This window comes from Thermosynechococcus sp., from assembly GCF_046299635.1.
Classification (GTDB): domain Bacteria; phylum Cyanobacteriota; class Cyanobacteriia; order Thermosynechococcales; family Thermosynechococcaceae; genus Thermosynechococcus.
On the sequence record NZ_JBKBHV010000029.1, the window covers coordinates 16290 to 31089 of the forward strand.

The window sequence follows — 14800 nt, forward strand, 5'->3', positions numbered from 1 at the left end:
TGAGTCTCTGCCCCTTCTGGACAGACTATCTATGGTGAAGCTGGGTTATCTTGGCCCAGTGGGCACCTACAGTGAAGAAGCCGCTCAAAGCTACGCCCAATGGCAGCACCAGCAGGGCGGCTCGATAACCTTGATACCCTTGAACACCATTGCCGGCTGTTTGGAGGGGTTGGCGGCCGGCGAGTTAGACTTGGCTCTAGTGCCCAGTGAAAATTCCGTTGAGGGCAGTGTCAACATTACCCTTGATTCGCTGTGGCGACTGGATACGCTGCATATTCAGCACGCCTTTATCCGCCCCATTATCCATGCCTTCATTGCCCAAACGGCAGATCTAGCTCAAATTCAAGCGGTCTATTCCCATCCCCAAGCCCTAGGGCAGTGCCAGCGGTGGTTGCAAGCCCATCTTCCCCATGCTCGCCAGTGTCCTGTGACCTCCACCGCCGAAGGCCTGCAATACGTCACGCAATCAGATCGGGTGGGGGCGATCGCCTCCGTGCGGGCAGCCCAACTCCATCACCTGCCCATTGTGGCCACCGAGATTCAGGACATTCCCGACAACTGCACACGGTTTTGGGTGGTGAGTCGCCAACAGGGGGACGGCTGGCCCCAGCCGGGGGATACCCACACCTCCATTGCCTTTAGCCTCAAGGCCAATGCCCCCGGTGCCCTGCTAAAGGTGCTGCAACTGTTTAGCGATCGCCAGATTAACCTCAGCCGCATTGAATCGCGCCCCAGCAAACGCGCCTTGGGGGATTATCTTTTCTTTGTGGATCTGGAGGTGAATGGTCGCCCCGAGGTGGTGGCGGATTGTCTGCTGGCGCTTCAGGATGCTACAGATGTGTTGAAGGTTTTTGGTAGTTATCAATTTCTAGACCTCGGAGAATAGGTTGGCCATGCGTATCGGTATCCCCAAGGAAATCAAAGATCAAGAATTGCGGGTGGGCTTGACCCCCGATGCAGTGCAGAGGTTACGAGAGCATGGACATGAAGTCCAGATTCAGGCGGGGGCAGGGGAAGGTGCCGGCTTTAAGAACATAGACTACCAAGCGGCGGGAGCGAAACTTGTTAAAACGGCTGAAGCCGCATGGGATGCTGATTTGGTCATCAAGGTCAAGGAACCCCTGCCTGCCGAATATGGCTATCTGCGCCCTGGCCAACTGCTGTTTACCTACCTCCATCTTGCCGCCAATCGGGAGTTGACTGTGACCCTCATGCAGTCGGGAGTGACTGCTATTGCCTACGAGGCCGTAGAGGAAAGCCAAAACGGCCAACGCCATTTTCCCCTTTTGACGCCGATGAGCAAAATCGCCGGGCGTCTGGCAGTGCAGTTTGGTGCTCGCTTTCTGGAGAGTCCCCAAGGCGGCCGGGGCGTGCTGTTGGGGGGGATTCCGGGTGTTGAACTAGGGCGGGTTTTGGTGTTAGGGGCTGGTGTGGTGGGCACTGAGGCTGTGCGAATGGCGGTGGGACTGGGTGCCCGCGTCACTGTAGTGGATATCAATGTAGAGCGGCTTTACTATTTGGAAACTCTCTTTGGTGCCCGCGTCGAGTACTTGTATAGTACGCCGGATCTCATTGCTTATTTAGTGCCCCTCAGCGATTTGGTGATCGGCGCTGTCTTGGTGCCGGGGCAGCGACCCCCCTGCTTGGTTCCAGAGGCAGTAGTATCAGACATGCCCCTAGGGGCGGTGATTGTGGATGTTACGGTGGATCAGGGCGGCTGCGTAGAGACGATCCGACCCACCACCCATTCACGACCAGCTTACAGCGCTTGTGGAGTGATTCACTGCGGTGTGCCCAATCTGCCAGCGGCGGTGCCGCGCACGGCTACCCAAGCCCTAACGAATAGCACCTTGCCCTATATTCTTTGCCTCGCCGACCATGGCGATCGCGCCTTTGAACTCTCCCCTGCCCTTGCCAAGGGGCTGGTGATTAAAGACCATCGTTTAGTGCATCCGGATGTGCGGGTTGTCTTTCCCGATCTTTAGGCGAACAATCAAGCACCTCTGGACAAAAATATTCTCCCATCTCAGCAATTTTGCCAAAGCCAGATGCAGTGCTGATTTGAGAAATTTCTAACAGATTTAGAGGTGCTTGAATTTTCCTGAAAGTGGCCTGTAGAGAGGATTTGACACCTCTGATGATCGGAAATCTAAAAATTTTACCAAAACAAATAAAATAAAGTCGGTAGGTGCTTGAAAATGACCTGTGCTATAGTAGTCGCAGAGCACTTTCTAGGGGTGCACAGTGCTGGGGCTTGTCCCCAGCCGATTAAATGGAAACGCTCCAGTAAATTTGGGTAATTTGATTACAACCGACTGTGCTGGGGCTTGTCCCCAGCCGATTAAATGGAAACGTTCTTGGCGGCTAACGGTATTTCCATTCTTCTAGCGTGCTGGGGCTTGTCCCCAGCCGATTAAATGGAAACGTTCTTCGCCACGGCGGCGCGAACTTCGGGGACCGTGTGCTGGGGCTTGTCCCCAGCCGATTAAATGGAAACGGGGCATTGTAATTGTAGTGTTAGTGGTTGGTTAGTGCTGGGGCTTGTCCCCAGCCGATTAAATGGAAACATTTACACAGCCCATATTTACCTCCTAAATTTTGTGCTGGGGCTTGTCCCCAGCCGATTAAATGGAAACTCACATTACGAGCATTTTAATTTCAGTCCCCGCAATGTGCTGGGGCTTGTCCCCAGCCGATTAAATGGAAACTCGTGGGCTAGTTGCTCTAGAACATTGACGGGGGTGTGCTGGGGCTTGTCCCCAGCCGATTAAATGGAAACTCATTGTCCATAATTTACTCTCCTGATTTTTACAATTGTGCTGGGGCTTGTCCCCAGCCGATTAAATGGAAATTCTTTTCATTCACAAAGAGGCAATAACAAAGTGATAAAGTAAAACACAAGCGGCGCTGTAAAAACATAGCTATCGGCGCGATCCAAAATACCTCCATGCCCCGGAATCAACTGTCCGGAATCTTTGACCCCGGCATCGCGCTTCATCATTGACTCTGTTAAATCGCCCAATAGGCTGGCAATACCGATCATCAGCCCAAACATTGCGCCCAAAAGCCAAGGTAGTGGCCAGCCGAGGGAATGTGCTCCCCAAAGGGCAACGCCCAAACTCCCTAAAACGCCAAACACTGCCCCTTCCACCGTTTTCTTGGGACTGATGTGGGAAAGTCGTGTTCGACCAAAGAGCTTGCCAACCGCGTAGGCACCAATGTCCGCTGCCCAAATACAAACAAAAGCCAAGAGCGTCGCCTTTAATCCCAAGGGCAAGGCTGTCAATTGAAACTGCTCTGGCCAAAATCCTCCCAAAGGTAAGGTCGCCTGTTGCTCTAGCCCCCGCAGTCGCACCCAATAGCTTGGCAAATAGCCACCATAAAACAGCCCCATGATTGAAGTGGAAATATCGGCGATCGAAGCCAGCTTAGGCTGAAACAGTAAGTAGAAGCAAATAAAAGTACCCGCGACGGGAAACACGGCATCGGCAAGGTCTGGACGCAGCAGAGAAGTGATAAGGAGCACTTGACTAACCACAAGGGTCGTTTTGGCTGCCGGCGCACTCCCTTTGGCACGAGCCAGTTCAAAGTATTCCAGTTGACCCAGATAAATTAGCGCCCCAATCCCTAAACAAAAATACCAACCACCTAGCACGGTCATCAGTAGCGCGAGAGCGATCGCGACAAGTCCACTGGCAATGCGGATCCAGAGCATAATGGTGAGGGGCGGTGGCAGGAAAAAGGGTTACATTAAACCGTGTGTTTAGCGTTCGCGTAGCACGCTGAAGTCAATCGCGTTGTGCAGAACGATCGCCGCTACAATAAAAAGTTTAATCTAAATTCACCAACGTTAAGGGAACATTAACAGACACTCAGCCAAAACAGAATGGGTGGCCATGTCAAGCTATAACGGATCAGGGAACATCATGGGGGCAAGGGCGTCATGAAAAACGATTGGTCTGAGGTCAATTGTATCCATGACATCCAGTCTTCCCCTTGCTTGGACGCATGTTGAGGAGATCAGTGCTCGGGTGACGCTGCCGCTGACAAAACTTACACCCCAAGAGTTGGTTGTCCGCTGTCAAGCTGGCAGAACCCCAGATCGTGCTGCTTTTACTGAACTCCTGCGACGATACCAATCCCATGTGGAGCGAATTATTTATCACCTAGCGCCCGACTGGGACGATCGCGCCGACCTTGTGCAAGAAGTCTGGATTCGCGTCTATCGCAACATTCACAAACTGCAAGATGCTAGCAAATTTCGGGGTTGGCTCAGCCGCATTGCCACCAACCTGTTTTACGATGAATTGCGCAAACGCAAACGCCATCAACCGCCCCTTTCGCTAGATGCGCCCCTAAAAACCCAAGAGGGTGAAATGAATTGGGAACTTGCCGCCAGTGATGCCAGTCCCGATGACCGCTTGCACACGGATGAATTTTATGATCAATTGCAGCGGGCGATCGCCAACTTGCCCGAAGCCTTTCGGACAACGATTGTCCTGCGGGAAATTGAAGGCCTCTCCTACGAAGAAATTGCCCAAATCACCGGGGCCTCCCTCGGAACCGTGAAATCGCGAATTGCCCGTGCCCGCCAGCGGCTCCAACTCGAACTCCAACCTCACCTTGATCTTCCTTCAACCTAATGCGAATCACTCCTACCCTTTTTCTGCAAGGACAGACCCCTATGATGGACGAACTCGATCACTGCAAACGCGATACCTTTGAACTCTTGAGCGCCTACCTTGACGGTGAAGTGACGGCGGCAGAACGGCAACAGGTCGAGGCATGGCTGGCGACCGACCCCGAAGGCCAACGCCTCTACCGGCGACTTCTGACCCTCAAGCAGCAGATGCAAGAGCTGCCTGTACCCCTGACCCCCTGTCCGGCGGATCAGTTGGCCGCTCAAGTGATTGCTAAGGCCAATCGTCCCCGTCGTATTTGGGTCCTAGGCAGTGTTGGGGCGACCTTGGCCGCATCCCTTGTGGCAATGCTTACAGGTCTAATTCCCAATCCCCTACCGAATCTACAACTGGCCGTTACCAGCCCTGCCCGCCTTGAGCCGGAACCCTCTCCTCTACCAATTGAACCAACAGCAGTCGGTTTGATGCTCAGTCTCGACCGTCCTCCTGTGGCCATTCCCGTCAGTGAAACAGCTCCTGCGGCGCTACTGGAACCCAGTGCAGAACCAACGACTAAAACACCTGCCCAGGAATAATCTCCGGCTTGAAGGGCCGCTCCAAAAGACAATGGCGAGCCGCTTGGGGAGTGAGCTTGCCCCCAAGAACGGCAGTCACCATTGCAGTAATCGGCATGTCTAACCGATGCTGCTGGGCATAGGTGCATAGAACGCGGGCGGTATTTACCCCCTCGGCAGTCCCTTTTGTCAACGCTAGGGCTTGGGAGAGGGATTTACCATGGGCAAGGTGCCACCCCACTTGATAGTTGCGACTGAGGGCACTGGTACATGTGGCCAAGAGATCCCCTAGCCCAGAAAGACCGTAGAAGGTTTCCACCTGTCCACCCCAGTGGGTACCCACCCGCACCATTTCCACCAACCCGCGAGTAATCAGGGCAGAGCGGGCATTGACACCCAGACCGAGACCATCGTTAACCCCGCAGGCGATCGCAATCACATTTTTGAAGATGCCCCCCATTTCGACGCCCCGCCGATCCTCATTGCTGTAGAGGCGAAACATGGTACTGCCCAAACAGTCCTGCACCTGCTTTGTCGCTACGGCATTCCCCCCCACTACTGCTGCTGCGGGCAGCCCTTGCTGAATTTCAGCGGCCAAATTGGGGCCTGACAGCACAACCAGATCGTGATGCGGGCAGTAAGTTTGCCAAATATCCGCCGCTGTGGCAAAGGTTTCGGATTCTAGGCCTTTCGTGGCACTGACAAGAATGATACCTAAAGGGGGTTGAAGGGCAGCGACTTGGGCTGCCACTTCCCGTACCGCTTTGATAGGGAGCGCCGAAACCAGTAACTGAATGTCTTGAAATAAAGAAGCCGAGAGTGCCCCCTGCGATCGCCCCCAACAGGAGACCGTGCAGCCCTGTTGTTCAAATAGATACGCCAGTGTTTGTCCCCAATGACCTAACCCTAGAATTAATACCCTCGGGGACATGTTATCCCCGTCCTAGGGCGCAACCGTTAAATTTTGGAATTGTTGCTGCTGCCGTTGGCGGAAAGCTTCTGCTTGAGCATTGAGATTTTCCATTTGATCCGCCACCACTTCATTGGGATCGCGACCATCCATGAGACGCAGCCGATTCATGAGGCCGGGCAGGGAAAAGTTACCATTCTGAGGATTAAGAATCGTGCCCAGATCATTGGCATTGCCGTTTTGCTGCCAGCCCTCCATGGGGTTATTCGTGTTTGCAGTCTGGGCAAGGGCAATACTTCCCAGATTGAGACTAAGGACGGCAAGGGCAAAACCGGTTAGGTAGCGAAGTGTCATGGGTCACTCCTCAAAGTTGCTCTAGGGATGCAGACGGTAAATTTACGCGATAGGTGCCAGAATGAATTACCTAATGATGAGTGGTTGAATGCAAAAAATTATACCAAGTCTTTGCTCAGGGGTTGCAGAAGTAGCATTGACGGGGATCGGCAACGGTTTCAGGGACGGGTACTATCACTTGGTGCTGACAGTGTTGACAGCGTTGACGCTCATCCGGCTAACGCTTCGCGTATAGCGGGAGATTCCCCCTTCACCGAGTCCTGGCTAGATGTCCCGAAGGACACCCCCGCCAGAACCTCTCCAGGGGCGTTTTCAGCACTGGCCGCCCGACAGCGCTTTTCAAATCTATTTCGCAGGACTGGTTATTATGGCTATATAACAACATTTAGTTGCTTGTGATGTCAACATCCTTAAGCTTCCTCCCGCTGGTCGTCTGCCGCTTCACCAGCACTGCGGCACTTTTCAGGTAGTGATCTGTGGGTCTAAACATCACCGCCAAGATAGGCCTCAATCACCTTGGGATCATTTTTAACGGTCAGAGGGTCGCCAAGGGCAATAAGCTGACCAAAGTCTAGAACGGCAAGGCGATCGCACAAACTCATCACCAAGGGCACATGGTGCTCAATGAGAATCACCGTCAGTTCAAAGGTCTCCTTGAGGCGGCGAATCAACTCACAAAGGTCTTGCTTTTCCTTGGGATTCATGCCCGCCGCCGGTTCATCCAACAAGAGCAGTCGTGGTTGCAGAGCCAAGGCACGCGCCAGTTCAAGGCGGCGCTGTTCACCATAGGGTAAGTTGCCTGCCCGTTCGTGGCGCCGCTCGTAGAGATTCACCCAATAGAGAAGTTCCTTGGCGCGGTTCTCCAAGCACTCCTGCGCATAACGTACAGGGGGTGCTCCCCAGAGGTTTGCCCAGAAACTAGCAGGGGCATGGAGATGTTGCCCCATGCGCACATTCTCCCAAACCGTCATTTCTGGAAAGAGGCGAATATTTTGAAATGTGCGGGCAATGCCCAAGGCCGCAATCTGGTGGGGCTTGAGTTGGTGCAGGGGCTGCTGCTGAAACTGAATCTGCCCTGAAGTGAGGGGAATTAACCCCGTCAGCAGGTTAAAAAGGGTCGTTTTACCGGCACCATTGGGGCCAATAATGCCAAAAATTTCCCCAGTATCAACGCTAAAGGACACCCGATCAACGGCCTTGAGACCGCCAAAATAGCGGCACACATTCTCTAACGTCAGGAGTGGCTGTGACATCTAGGGCTGCGTGGGCATCATTTTCTCAAAGGCTTGGTAGGTCATGCGCGAAACTTGGCGAATGAGTTCACTGCCGCGGGGATCGTTGTAGGGGCGCTTCACCATCATTGCTGCCACATAGCGTTGGCCATTGGGCATATCCACCATGCCTGCATCCCCCACCACAATCCCAATATCCCCGGTTTTGTGGGCAATCGTGGCTCCTTTGCCCAGACCAGCGGGCAAGAGCGTATTGGTGACCGTGCGCCGCATCATGTCTAGCAGGCGATCGCGACTGCGGGGGGAAACAATTTCCCCTTGCGCAATTTTCAGCATCAGCGTTGCCAAATCGCGGGGGCTGGTGGTGTTGGTTCCCTTCATATCGGGGAGCAGGTGATTGATCACCGTGTTTTCTAACCCCCATTCCTGAAACTGTTGATTAAGCGCGGCTGCGCCCCCAAGGCGATCAATGATCATATTCGTTGCCGTGTTATCGCTAATGGTAATCATTAAATCTGCCACCTCAAGGGCGGGGTACTGGGAATTGGGCTTTTGATATTGCAATGTACCGGCCTCTGGGGCAATCAGATCGGGACGCATTGTCAAGCGTTCATGGAGCATGACCCGTCCCTCATCTACCGCCTTGAAAAAGGCAACAAGGATGGGAAATTTAATCGTAGAGGCCGCCGAAAAGACTTCATCCCCGCCCACATTGAGGGAGGCTCCGGAATCTAGGTTAAAAAAGTACAGCCCTGCTGTCAGATGGGGTTGACGGGCAAGCAGTTGCTGAATTTGCTGTTGTAGGGTCGTGAGGGGGCGCTCTGGCGGCAAGTTGGGGGCTATTGCTTCACCGGCGATCCCCTGACCGGCAGCGGCCTCCAAGGACAGTTCTTCAGGCTGCAACAGCGACAGCAGCGTTCCCACCATTGTGGCAAGCGCCACCACACTAATCCCAAAGCGAAACGACATTAAGAACAAATTGGGACGGGGCGGCGTTGGGGGTGTTGCTGGACGAGGCAGTGAGGAAAGACCAGAGGACTGAACCATTGAACGAGACTGAGCAACCATGCCATTTACTTTAGGGGGAAGGTGTCCGAAGAGATTGTGGCTGCGTGCTGAATCGCCCACTCCACCTGACGAACCATGCCTCGCAACAGCGCCACTTCGGCATCCGTGGGGTAGGCGCGCCCGAGGAGCGATCGCACCTTGGCCATGCGACTGGCAGCGGTATGGGGATGCAAAAAACCAATCCGGAGCAGCACCTGCTCTAAATGGTCATAAAACCCCTGCAACCGCTCAAAAGGGACGGCAGACCCTTGGGGAACAGTTCCCACACTGTCGCAGGCCGTCAACCACAACTCATAGCAGCATACGGCAACAGCTTGCGCCAGATTCAAAGATGGATAGGCATTGGCCGTAGGAATCTGCACTAAACCCTGGGCGCATTCCAACTCCACATTCGTGAGTCCCCGATCCTCGCGCCCAAACACCAAAGCCGACTGCCGGACCGCTAACAATTGCGGTGCCGCCTGACGCGGTGTCCAACGGGGTAATGCCAAGTCCGCCACCTCTCGCCCCACCGTGGCAAAGACCCGCCGACAATCCGCCAGCGCCATTGCGAGGGAGTCTGTAATTCTCGCTTGCTCAAGCACCTCCTCGGCATGAACTGCCCAGCGATGGGCTAACTCTCCCTTGGGATCACAGCGGGGATTGACCATCCACAACTGTTGTAACCCCATATTTTTCATCACGCGGGCAATGCTGCCGATATTGATTTCTCCTTGGGGTTCAACGAGGACAATGCGCACCCCAGGCAGGGTATCCACGCTTGCTGGGTTAGCCAAAATAAAAAATAATTAACATTTCCTAGATGATCTTAGAACACTGCTTTAGTCTTTCCCAAGTCCTTACGAATTCAGGATTCTGCCGCATATTTCATAAACTTAACAAGTGTAACACTCTCAGTACGGTTCTGAGGTCAGTCAGTACAATTGGAAATAATTTTTTAGGTGTGCCCCCTACTGGCCAACCGATTTCCCTCGCTTAGGAAATTTTCAACGCATTTTCTAGGCACAGTCTTGTTCCTAAAACGCGGGGTACACAAAGGGGAAGCACCTCTCTCCCCTAGAGAAATCAGGCCATAACGGTGCAATTGTCTTATAGCCTGAATGATCTCAATCCCTGAGTCAAGAGGCTTTAGCTTCGAGGGGTAGATCCTCCGTCAGGCCAATTTCCCGTTTCAGCAGTTCAACGGACTGAGGATCAATGTAGCTTTCGCAACAAATGAGACGGGGGATGCGAATCAATTCATGGCGCGCTGCCGCAATGGCTGCTTTAACCCGTTCACCACTGGCGCGATCGCTAATGATCGTGTGGGCACGGTGCACAAGGGCATTGAGCTTATAGCTATCGTTGGCTTGAGCCGTCACCAAGAGTAGCTCATCCCCCCGCAAACTGTGGATCATTACCTCTGCAACACCAAGGGTACCGGAACTCAGGCTGACCAACCCCAAGCAAGAGCCTTTCGGCAATTGCCGTACCACTTCCAGTTCCCGCTGGTAGTTGTAGATGTCAATGAAAAAGACCCGTACGTCCTTATCACGGGTGATTGCTTCCGTCATGCTGGCAAAATAGCGCACGGTTACAACGGTTGCAGAGGTGTCCCCATCGAGGACGGTTTCCAAGTCCTCAAGAAAGATCAGTTCTACGGGAATCGGCAGCAGTTGTTGTAGTTCCTGAACAATTAGTTCGCCAGCCCCTTGATCGTGGCGGGGCACGGTTACCAAGACCCTCACCCCGGCTTTTTGGCGGGCGTCAATCTCCGCAAGGAATAACTCGCGAATTTGACTCAGGGAATAGCCCATTTCCAGAAGGGTATCCACACTTTCTTGAACAATGCGATGGACAGGTACCACTGCGGGTCGGCGTTGGCGAGGACGGGTTTCCTCTTGGCCGAGGGCACGCACATAGATGCCAGACCCCACTTGGGGCACGACTAAACCGGCAGCTTCAAGGCGCTCATAAACCTTGCTGATTGTGTTGCGGTGCAATCCGGTTTGCATGGCGAGCTGCCGCGTACTGGGCAAGCGATAGCCCGGTGGAAATTGCCGCGCCGCGATCGCAAAACTAATTTGATTAAAGAGTTGAGTTGAAGCAGGAATTTCGCTATCTGGTTGGATGTGGAATTGAACCATACTTTTTTCCGCCAATCAGGTACTGTCCTCATACGCCTTCCTTGGTGTGGCTATGCCAGATGCAAAACCTACCCCCAATCGCTGCATAAACCGTCACAGTTAGTGAGTAATTTTACCGCAATTTAGCTATTGTCCTGTGGTTGATAATAGGGCACTGTTACAGTGTCACCACCAAGTTATCGCGGTGGACAATCGTATCGGCACCGGCATAGCCGAGGATATTCGCCAATTCTGTGGACTGCTGACCCTGCACACGACGGATTTCTTCACTGTTGTAGTTGACCAAGCCACGGGCAATTTCAGTGCCGGCGGGGTCACAAAGCTTAACGGCATCTTGCGCCTGAAATTCTCCTTCCACACGGGTAATGCCGGCCGCCAAAAGAGACTTGCCACCGCTCGTGATTGCTTTAACAGCCCCCTCATCTAGCCACAACTCGCCTTTGGGAATGAGGGCACGGGCAATCCAGCGTTTGCGGGCGTTGATGGTTTTGGGACGCGGTTCAAAGTGGGTGCCTATGGGTTCCCCCGCAAGAATTTTCAGGAGGTTGGCAGGCGATCGCCCATCGGTAATCACCGTGCGCACGCCGGCTTCGGTGGCAATTTCCGCCGCCCGAATTTTTGTGCTCATGCCCCCTGTGCCCCAAGGGGAGCCGGCAGCCCCGATTTGCACGGTTCGGGCCAACTCCGCTAAGGAGACCACCCGCTCAATGGGAACGGCTGTCTTATCAATGCGCGGATCCGCCGAGTACAGGCGATCGACATCCGTGAGCAAAAAGAGCCAATCGGCCTCCACAAGGCTGGCCACAAGGGCAGAGAGGGTATCGTTGTCCCCAAACTTGAGTTCGTCCACCGCCACGGTGTCGTTTTCATTAACGATGGGGATCACTCCCAGCTCAAACAGGGCTTGAAACGTGTTGTAGATATTCAGGTAGCTCTGGCGATCCACAAAGTTTTGCCGCGTCACAAGGATTTGGGCAATGGGCTGGCGCAGCACCGAAAAGAGATCGTCATACATGCGCATGAGGTGTCCCTGCCCCACCGCAGCCACCGCCTGTTTCTGGGCTAATTGTTGGGGACGCTCCGTTAAGCCCAAGCGCATAGCTCCCACCCCCACGGCGCCGGAGGAAACGAGCACCACGCGATCGCCCCGCCGTTGACAGTGACACAAGACCTCTACCAATTGAGCAATGGTGGCCAAGGCCAAATTCCCTTCTTTGCCCCCGGTTAAGCTCGATGTGCCAATTTTGACGACCAGTGTTTGTGCCATGGGGAGTCGGGACGAAGATTGCCTAGGGGATATAGGATCAGGGGCAACGTGCTCATTGTATCGCGGTGGGAGACAGCCAATGAACTCAGGGTTTTGGTCTGAGGTGCTGGAAACCTGTCAACAGATTCAACAGGTGGTTGCCCCCCAGTTGCTGGCCTGGGCAGGGCAGTTCCCCGGCGATCGCAAAGCCGATGGCAGCCTTGTCACCCGTGCTGACCTTTGGGCCGATCAGAAAATCACCGAGATGCTGCAAGAGCGCTTTCCCCACCACGGCTGTCTAAGTGAAGAGGGCAATCATACCTACGGCGGTGAACAGTGGTGTTGGATTATTGATCCCATTGATGGTACGACTAACTATAGCCATGGCCTGCCCATTTGGTGTATTGCCCTGAGTTTGCTCTACCAAGGCACACCTGTATTTGGCTATGTGCACGTTCCCGGCTTGCAGCAAACCTTTCATGGCTTCTACCAAGCACCGGATCATGCCAACGGTGCCTATTTGAATGAGAAACCCATTCGCGTCAAAGTTGCTGAGCCGACCTCGCAAACCTTTTTTAGTCTTTGTGCCCGCAGTACCGATGTGCTCAAGCGTTCCTTTCCCTGTAAAATTCGCATGTTGGGTTCTGCCAGTTACAATTTGCTGACCGTTGCCGCAGGCTATACCCTCGGTGCTGTAGAGCGCACCCCTCGCATTTGGGATGTTGCCCCCGCTTGGCCGATTGTCCATGCCGCCGGTGCCCACTGGCAATGGTTGAACCCACCGGAACCGTGGCAAAGAATGTTTCCGATTCAACCGGGACATGAAGCTGGAAGTCGTATTTTCCATACTCTGGTGAGTGCTAGTCCCAGCTTGGGGCAATTTTTCGCTGCCTACATTATCTAAAATGTAGCTTGAGGGGATGAGCTAACAAAAAATCATGCAAATTAACCTTTATGAAAGCGACTTTTATGCTTGAACCCTAGAGCAGGCGAAGTTACTGAAGGCCGGAGACTTTGCTCACCTTGATATTGCCCACTTAGTAGAGGAAATCGAAGCCTTGGGACGTCAGGAGCGTCGGGAGCTAGAGAATTGCCTAGGAGTCTTGATTGGGCATCTATTGAAGTGGGACTATCAGACAGAAAGACGTAGTAAAAGTTGGCGAGTCGCGATTCAGATTCAGCGACGCGAGATTAAGGATTTATTGGCAGAAAACCCTAGCCTTCAGTCTTATTTGACGAAGGCGATCGCTGAAGCCTATGAATCTGGCAAAGATTGAGCAGTTCGTGAAACTCCCTTGGACTATTCCGATCTCCCTGAAACCTGCCCCTATACAATAGAGGAAGTGCTTGACGCCAAATTTCTCAGCAATTAGAGAAAACTTTAGCTTCGTCAAGGGTGAGGCTATACTGACAGTGACGACGTGGAGTCGCAGTATGGATACAGCCCAAATCAAAGCCTTGGTGGAAAAAGCCCTAGAAGATAAAATTCTGACCCTCGAGGAGCATGGCCAAATTATTGATGCGGTGCTTTCCGATGGCCAAATTTCCGAAGAAGAGGAAAAAATTTTACAGGAACTCCTCGAACGGGTTGCCTCTGGGGAAATTGATTCCCAGTACTAGGGTGTTTTAATCTGTACTCGCCCTTGACGCAGGACGTGCCATTCTCCCGATTGCCATTGCACTACCGTTGAGGGTTCTGGCGGCGTAGGGGGTAACTGCCACGGGTGGAGCGTTAGCACTTGGGGAAACGCGCGGGCGATCGCCTCCAACTCCACTAAGGGCGGCTGCCCCGAACGGTTAATACTGGTGGTGGCCAAAGGCCCTGTTTGCTCGAGGAGGGTTTGGGCAGGGAGCCAGGCGGGAACTCGTAAACCAATCGTGCCTGTGCCAAGGGGGTTCAAGCCGGGGGGAAGTTCCGCAGCGGGTAACACCAAGGTCACTGCCCCCGGCCAATACCGTGCTGCCATAGCAGACCACTGTTCCCATTCAGCGGCACTGCCGCGCACAAACGGCCAAAGTTGCTCAGGATTGGCGCCCATGAGGATCAGGGGTTTATCGGGTTGGCGCTCCTTGGCGGTATAGATCAATTCCCCGCGATCGCAACGACCGGCCAAGGCGGGCACCGTATCGGTGGGAAAACTAATCAACCAATTGCCACTGCGCACCGCAGCCACTAAGGCCGCCATACTCACCTGTGCCATACTCGTCCCCTACCAACCAATGGCAGCACCTTCCCTTTAGCCCATCCCGACGCAAATAAAGAGCCTAAGGATTATGACTAATGCAGCTCTTGTGTTGCAGGGAGAAATAATCATAAAAGTTATGATCTATGTTTTTGAATGTAAGCCCACCACTTTATCAGCCGACAGAGAAGCAACAAAGTTTGGACAGCTAAGGAATGTCCTAGCTTAACCTGAATTCGATATATTTCGGTAATCGTTGCTAACCTATTTCGCCCACTTGTTCCGTACTCGTAGAAACGTCCAGTAATAAAGTCTCTAAAAGAAACAGTGGCTCCTTGCTGTATTGCTTCTAAAATAAATAACTGATCTGCTGCCTGAGGAAAGTAACGAGAGTATTCTCCAACTCTGTTATGCAAATCTCGCCGAACTGCTAGGCCAACAGCATGGCTGGTAATATAGGTGCGAGCTGCCCATAGCCATTCCCAAG

16 protein-coding genes, 1 pseudogene and 1 CRISPR repeat array are annotated in these 14800 nt (G+C 53.4%); of the genes and pseudogenes, 7 read left to right on the forward strand and 10 right to left on the reverse strand.

All coding sequences use genetic code 11. The features are described from left to right. Nucleotides 1–31: 31 nt before the first annotated feature. Nucleotides 32–886 (forward strand): prephenate dehydratase, encoded by an 855-nt coding sequence (gene pheA, locus ACK4IR_RS10665; RefSeq protein ID WP_409874342.1) that lies wholly within the window; start codon nt 32–34, stop codon nt 884–886. A gap of 7 nt (nt 887–893) precedes the next feature. Continuing rightward, nucleotides 894–1985 carry an alanine dehydrogenase gene (gene ald, locus ACK4IR_RS10670; RefSeq protein WP_409874355.1) on the forward strand — a complete coding sequence of 364 codons (1092 nt, stop codon included), beginning with the start codon at nt 894–896 and terminating at the stop codon, nt 1983–1985. A gap of 259 nt (nt 1986–2244) precedes the next feature. After that, nucleotides 2245–2852: a CRISPR direct-repeat array (repeat unit 36 nt; unit sequence GTGCTGGGGCTTGTCCCCAGCCGATTAAATGGAAAC). Nucleotides 2853–2857: 5 nt separating this feature from the next. On the opposite strand, the gene ACK4IR_RS10675 is transcribed toward ald, so the two are convergent. After that, on the reverse strand, nt 2858–3715 hold the full coding sequence (locus tag ACK4IR_RS10675) for a phosphatidate cytidylyltransferase (protein ID WP_409874343.1): 858 nt from the start codon (nt 3713–3715) through the stop codon (nt 2858–2860). A gap of 262 nt (nt 3716–3977) precedes the next feature. On the opposite strand from ACK4IR_RS10675, the gene ACK4IR_RS10680 reads away from it, so the two are divergent. Further along, nucleotides 3978–4643: a sigma-70 family RNA polymerase sigma factor gene (locus ACK4IR_RS10680; RefSeq protein WP_409874344.1), complete on the forward strand. Its 666-nt coding sequence runs from the start codon at nt 3978–3980 to the stop codon at nt 4641–4643. Nucleotides 4644–4684: 41 nt separating this feature from the next. Continuing rightward, a complete protein-coding gene (locus ACK4IR_RS10685) occupies nt 4685–5215 on the forward strand; it encodes an anti-sigma factor family protein (RefSeq protein ID WP_409874345.1) in 531 nt (176 codons plus the stop codon). On the opposite strand, the gene ACK4IR_RS10690 is transcribed toward ACK4IR_RS10685, so the two are convergent. The 7 genes from ACK4IR_RS10690 to proB all read right to left on the reverse strand — a co-directional run bounded on the left by ACK4IR_RS10690 (nt 5193) and on the right by proB (nt 12151). Next, nucleotides 5193–6125, reverse strand: coding sequence for an NAD(P)H-dependent glycerol-3-phosphate dehydrogenase (locus ACK4IR_RS10690; RefSeq protein ID WP_409874346.1), 933 nt, complete (start codon nt 6123–6125; stop codon nt 5193–5195). The genes ACK4IR_RS10685 and ACK4IR_RS10690 overlap by 23 nt on opposite strands. A 12-nt stretch (nt 6126–6137) precedes the next feature. Continuing rightward, complete coding sequence (locus tag ACK4IR_RS10695) at nt 6138–6458, reverse strand: hypothetical protein (RefSeq protein ID WP_409874347.1); 321 nt, start codon at nt 6456–6458, stop codon at nt 6138–6140. Nucleotides 6459–6940: 482 nt separating this feature from the next. Further along, entirely contained in the window at nt 6941–7711 is a 771-nt protein-coding gene (locus ACK4IR_RS10700; protein ID WP_409874348.1) for an ABC transporter ATP-binding protein, read from the reverse strand. Continuing rightward, entirely contained in the window at nt 7712–8758 is a 1047-nt protein-coding gene (locus tag ACK4IR_RS10705) for a serine hydrolase (RefSeq protein WP_409874349.1), read from the reverse strand. Between the two features lie 5 nt (nt 8759–8763). Then, nucleotides 8764–9516, reverse strand: coding sequence for an RNA methyltransferase (locus ACK4IR_RS10710; RefSeq protein ID WP_409874350.1), 753 nt, complete (start codon nt 9514–9516; stop codon nt 8764–8766). 360 nt (nt 9517–9876) lie between these two features. Further along, complete coding sequence (locus ACK4IR_RS10715; RefSeq protein WP_190278210.1) at nt 9877–10884, reverse strand: GntR family transcriptional regulator; 1008 nt, start codon at nt 10882–10884, stop codon at nt 9877–9879. Nucleotides 10885–11041: 157 nt separating this feature from the next. Next, nucleotides 11042–12151 (reverse strand): glutamate 5-kinase, encoded by a 1110-nt coding sequence (gene proB, locus ACK4IR_RS10720; RefSeq protein WP_409874351.1) that lies wholly within the window; start codon nt 12149–12151, stop codon nt 11042–11044. 79 nt (nt 12152–12230) lie between these two features. Between proB and ACK4IR_RS10725 the strand changes: the two genes are divergently transcribed. The 3 genes and pseudogenes from ACK4IR_RS10725 to ACK4IR_RS10735 all read left to right on the forward strand — a co-directional run bounded on the left by ACK4IR_RS10725 (nt 12231) and on the right by ACK4IR_RS10735 (nt 13750). After that, complete coding sequence (locus ACK4IR_RS10725; RefSeq protein WP_409874352.1) at nt 12231–13034, forward strand: inositol monophosphatase family protein; 804 nt, start codon at nt 12231–12233, stop codon at nt 13032–13034. Between the two features lie 88 nt (nt 13035–13122). Next, nucleotides 13123–13503, forward strand: a pseudogene (locus ACK4IR_RS10730) (DUF29 domain-containing protein); the annotation flags it as partial. Between the two features lie 61 nt (nt 13504–13564). Next, nucleotides 13565–13750, forward strand: coding sequence for a hypothetical protein (locus ACK4IR_RS10735; protein ID WP_011057956.1), 186 nt, complete (start codon nt 13565–13567; stop codon nt 13748–13750). Here ACK4IR_RS10735 and ACK4IR_RS10740 read toward each other — a convergent pair. Then, complete coding sequence (locus ACK4IR_RS10740; protein ID WP_409874353.1) at nt 13747–14331, reverse strand: L-threonylcarbamoyladenylate synthase; 585 nt, start codon at nt 14329–14331, stop codon at nt 13747–13749. The two genes, ACK4IR_RS10735 and ACK4IR_RS10740, sit on opposite strands and share 4 nt — an antisense overlap. A 119-nt stretch (nt 14332–14450) precedes the next feature. Continuing rightward, a partial coding sequence (locus tag ACK4IR_RS10745) for a hypothetical protein (RefSeq protein WP_409874354.1) occupies nt 14451–14800 on the reverse strand: 350 nt, incomplete at its 5' end.

Bases quoted from the DNA above. Each gene is read 5' to 3' on its own strand.
- pheA (WP_409874342.1), top strand. From the start codon at position 32: ATGGTGAAGCTGGGTTATCTTGGCCCAGTGGGCACCTACAGTGAAGAA.
- ACK4IR_RS10680 (WP_409874344.1), top strand. From the start codon at position 3,978: ATGACATCCAGTCTTCCCCTTGCTTGGACGCATGTTGAGGAGATCAGT.
- ACK4IR_RS10675 (WP_409874343.1), bottom strand. From the start codon at position 3,715: ATGCTCTGGATCCGCATTGCCAGTGGACTTGTCGCGATCGCTCTCGCG.
- ACK4IR_RS10715 (WP_190278210.1), bottom strand. From the start codon at position 10,884: ATGGTTCAATTCCACATCCAACCAGATAGCGAAATTCCTGCTTCAACT.
- ACK4IR_RS10705 (WP_409874349.1), bottom strand. From the start codon at position 8,758: ATGGTTGCTCAGTCTCGTTCAATGGTTCAGTCCTCTGGTCTTTCCTCA.
- ACK4IR_RS10690 (WP_409874346.1), bottom strand. From the start codon at position 6,125: ATGTCCCCGAGGGTATTAATTCTAGGGTTAGGTCATTGGGGACAAACA.
- ald (WP_409874355.1), top strand. From the start codon at position 894: ATGCGTATCGGTATCCCCAAGGAAATCAAAGATCAAGAATTGCGGGTG.
- ACK4IR_RS10695 (WP_409874347.1), bottom strand. From the start codon at position 6,458: ATGACACTTCGCTACCTAACCGGTTTTGCCCTTGCCGTCCTTAGTCTC.
- proB (WP_409874351.1), bottom strand. From the start codon at position 12,151: ATGGCACAAACACTGGTCGTCAAAATTGGCACATCGAGCTTAACCGGG.
- ACK4IR_RS10700 (WP_409874348.1), bottom strand. From the start codon at position 7,711: ATGTCACAGCCACTCCTGACGTTAGAGAATGTGTGCCGCTATTTTGGC.
- ACK4IR_RS10725 (WP_409874352.1), top strand. From the start codon at position 12,231: ATGAACTCAGGGTTTTGGTCTGAGGTGCTGGAAACCTGTCAACAGATT.
- ACK4IR_RS10735 (WP_011057956.1), top strand. From the start codon at position 13,565: ATGGATACAGCCCAAATCAAAGCCTTGGTGGAAAAAGCCCTAGAAGAT.
- ACK4IR_RS10740 (WP_409874353.1), bottom strand. From the start codon at position 14,331: ATGGCACAGGTGAGTATGGCGGCCTTAGTGGCTGCGGTGCGCAGTGGC.
- ACK4IR_RS10685 (WP_409874345.1), top strand. From the start codon at position 4,685: ATGATGGACGAACTCGATCACTGCAAACGCGATACCTTTGAACTCTTG.